Annotated in this window: 5 protein-coding genes; 2 read left to right on the top strand and 3 right to left on the bottom strand. The window is 67.3% G+C overall.

Annotation, left to right across the window (positions count from 1 at the left end; translation table 11 throughout):
* Positions 1-40: 40 nt before the first annotated feature.
* The 3 genes from ACFTZL_RS43175 to ACFTZL_RS43165 all read right to left on the bottom strand — a co-directional run bounded on the left by ACFTZL_RS43175 (position 41) and on the right by ACFTZL_RS43165 (position 2,132).
* Complete coding sequence (locus ACFTZL_RS43175) at positions 41-547, bottom strand: HNH endonuclease (RefSeq protein ID WP_382595592.1); 507 nt, start codon at positions 545-547, stop codon at positions 41-43.
* A gap of 209 nt (positions 548-756) precedes the next feature.
* On the bottom strand, positions 757-1,296 hold the full coding sequence (locus ACFTZL_RS43170) for a YbhB/YbcL family Raf kinase inhibitor-like protein (protein ID WP_382595589.1): 540 nt from the start codon (positions 1,294-1,296) through the stop codon (positions 757-759).
* Between the two features lie 53 nt (positions 1,297-1,349).
* The gene (locus tag ACFTZL_RS43165) at positions 1,350-2,132 is read right to left on the bottom strand and encodes a sporulation protein (RefSeq protein WP_382595586.1); all 783 of its coding nucleotides are present in this window, start codon (positions 2,130-2,132) and stop codon (positions 1,350-1,352) included.
* A 146-nt stretch (positions 2,133-2,278) separates the two neighbouring features.
* Between ACFTZL_RS43165 and ACFTZL_RS43160 the strand changes: the two genes are divergently transcribed.
* Together ACFTZL_RS43160 and ACFTZL_RS43155 are read left to right on the top strand one after the other, a co-directional pair.
* Complete coding sequence (locus ACFTZL_RS43160) at positions 2,279-2,920, top strand: DNA-3-methyladenine glycosylase (RefSeq protein ID WP_382595583.1); 642 nt, start codon at positions 2,279-2,281, stop codon at positions 2,918-2,920.
* Between the two features lie 128 nt (positions 2,921-3,048).
* Positions 3,049-3,264, top strand: a 216-nt coding sequence (locus ACFTZL_RS43155) for a hypothetical protein (RefSeq protein WP_382595580.1), incomplete at its 3' end; no start/stop codon positions are given.

Here is a 3,264-nt window from a genome sequence, read left to right as displayed (position 1 = left end):
TCGTATGAGAGCCAGGCCGTGACAGTCAGGCCATGGGCGGCTAGGCAGCGGGCTGCGCCAGCCACTCCGGCAGCGAGTCGAAGTCGTCCTGCCCCAGCGCCAGCAGCATCGCGTCCGCCGGCGTCGGCTCGAACGGCTCCCGAAGCAACGGCATACCCGCCTCCACCGGAGTCCGGTTCGCCTTACGGTGATTGTCCTCCGCGCACGAGGCCACCGTGTTCAGCCACGTGTCCTGCCCGCCCCGCGACCGCGGCACCACGTGGTCGACAGTCGTCGCCCGCCTCCCGCAGTACGCGCACCGGTTCCGGTCCCGGACCAGCACACCCCGCCTCGACCACGGCGCTCGTCTTCGGAAGGGCACCCGTACGTACTGGCAGAGCCTGATCACACGAGGCGCCGGTATGTCGACCGCGGCTCCCCGCATCCGCAGTTCGGGGTGGGCCTGCTCGACGACGGCCTTGTCCTGAAGCACCAGAACGACGGCTCGGTTCAGCGTTACCGTCGACAGCGGCTCGAAGCTCGCGTTGAGTACCAGCGTGTCCCGCATACCAGCCCACCTCCCGTGTGCACCGGCCCACCCCCTGGCGGGCTGGGATCAACTCTGGCCGGGCACGCCGAGATGGACAACGCAATATCTGCTGCTCTCACGGGGGGTGACCCCCGTGCCCCCGGCAACAAAAATGCCCGCTCCTGATCAATTCCAAGACCAGGAGCGGGCAAACGTTCTGTGAACGCTGGGATCGCCGGGCGGGTTGCTCAGCTTTCGGCGGGCACCTCGTACTCACCGATCAACTGGGCCCGCGCGATCGTGTGGAACCGCAGGTTGAAGCCCACGACGGCGGGCGAAGCCGCCGCATCCGGACCGAGCTTCTCCGTATCCACGGCGTACACCGTGAACACGTAACGGTGCGGACCGTCCCCGGGCGGCGGCGCGGCACCACCGAACTCCTTGCTTCCGTAGTCGTTACGCGCCTGGATCGCGCCCTCGGGCAGACCCTCGAACGCGCCGCTGCCCGCACCCACCGGCAGTTCGGTCACCGAGCCCGGAATGTCGAACAGCACCCAGTGCCAGAACCCGCTGCCCGTCGGGGCATCGGGGTCGTAGCAGGTCACGGCGAAGCTCTTGGTCTCGGGCGGGAAGCCCTCCCACCGCAACTGCGGCGAGGTGTTGCCGGCCGCGTAGACCTGAGCGTCCTGGAGCGTCGCACCCTCCTCGACATCCTTGCTCGTGACCGTGAACGACGGTACGGGCGGATGGAAGTCGTGGGGGAGCGGCCGCCGCTTGAGCTCGGTCACCTCGGTACCTCCTGATCGATTCGTTCAGTCAGCACCGAGCCTAGGGCCTGCCACTAGAACCAGTTGCGCTTGCTGCCGACCTCGGACAGCCACTGGTTGAGGTACGCGGTCCAGTCGGTGCCCTGGTAGTCCTGGAGCCCCACCTTGAACGAGCGGAAGGTGTCGCTGCCCTCGCTGAACAGCCCCGGCTTCTTGTCCATCTCGAGCACCACGTCCATGGCTTGCTCGTCGGCCACGAAGCTCAGCTCGACCTGGTTCAGCCCCCGGTACTGCTGCGGCGGGTAGAACTCGATCTCCTGGTAGAACGGCAGCTTCTGCCGCGTGCCCCGGATGACACCGCGCTCCATGTCCGCGTTCTTGAACCGGAAGCCGAGCTGGATGAACGCGTCCAGGATCGCCTTCTGCGCCGGCAGCGGGTGCACGTTGATCGGGTCGAGGTCACCCGAGTCCACGGCTCGCGCGATCTCCAGCTCCGTGGAGACACCGATGTGCATCGAGCGCAGCGCCTGCCCGTCGATCGTCGTGATCGGGGTCTCCCACGGGATCTCCAGCCCGAACGGCACCGCGTGCACCGCGTTCGCCTGGAGCTCGAACGCCCCGCCCAGCCTCGACTTCGTGAACTCGATGTCCTGCTTGTACTCCTGGTCGCCGCTCTCCACCTCGACCTTGGCCTGCAGCCCGACCGAGAGCCCCTCGATCTGCTGGTTCACGGACCCGCCCTGGATCCGTACCTCACCCTGGACGACACCGCCCGGGACGACGTTGACCTCGTGCAGCACCGTCTCGACCGAAGCCCCGCCGGCCCCCAGGCTCGCGAGCAGCTTCTTGAACGCCATGTCTCTCCCTCTCGCCCACTACGGGTGGATCCTTGATCCATACAAACGCGATCCGGCCGTGGCCGGTTCCATGCCTTAACCCTGGCAACGCCGGTGCCCGCTGGCCACCCCGCCGCACCACCTGTCTTTTAGTACCCTCGGACGGCATGATCGCGACCCCCGACCGTACGCCCCTGTCCAGGGAGTTCTTCGACCGGCCCGTCCTCGATGTGGCCCCTGATCTCCTCGGCCGCGTCCTGGTACGCACCACCTCGGACGGTCCGATCGCCCTCCGCCTCACAGAGGTCGAGGCCTACGACGGCTCCGACGACCCCGGCTCCCACGCCTATCGCGGTCGCACGGCCCGCAACGATGTGATGTTCGGTCCGCCCGGGCACGTCTACGTCTACTTCACCTATGGCATGTGGTTCTGCATGAACCTGGTGTGCGGCCCGGAGGACAAGGCGAGCGCGGTCCTGCTCCGTGCCGGCGAGATCGTCGAGGGCGCCGAACTGGCCCGAACCCGTCGACTCTCGGCCCGCAACGACAAGGAACTGGCCAAAGGCCCCGCCCGACTGGCCACGGCCCTCGGCGTGGACCGCTCTCTGGACGGCACGGACGCCTGCACCCCCGAGGACACCCCCCTCCGCATGCTGACCGGCACCCCCGTGCCCTCCGACCAGGTACTCAACGGCCCTCGCAGCGGGGTGTCCGGCGACGGCGCCGTGCACCCCTGGCGCTTCTGGGTCGCCAACGACCCGACGGTGAGTCCCTATCGCGCCCATGTCCCGAGGCGCCGCCGAAGTTGACGCGTCCCCGCAAGGTGCGTAATGTGGCCCGAGCCGCTGAACCGGGTACGGCAATCGCCAGCAGTCGGAAGCGGCCAACCCACTACCTAGTCACTCCCCCTCAGCAGGGGCGAATTCGGCGTGCCCGCATGCCTGAATTCGAGACCGACGGACTCGATTATGAGTTGGACGGGGAATCGGCTAACGTAGTGAATGTCGAAAGGCCGACAGGCGAAAGCCAGGGCCGGAAGGCAAATCCCGCCGACAGGGAATCGGATCGGAAAGATCTGATAGAGTCGGAAACGCAAGACCGAAGGGAAGCCCGGAGGAAAGCCCGAGAGGGTGAGTACAAAGGAAGCGACCGT

The organism is Streptomyces sp. NPDC056948, from assembly GCF_042674225.1.
Classification (GTDB): domain Bacteria; phylum Actinomycetota; class Actinomycetes; order Streptomycetales; family Streptomycetaceae; genus Streptomyces; species Streptomyces purpurascens.
The sequence above is the reverse complement of the archived record's forward strand: the minus strand, read 5'-3'. Positions and strand labels throughout refer to the sequence as shown.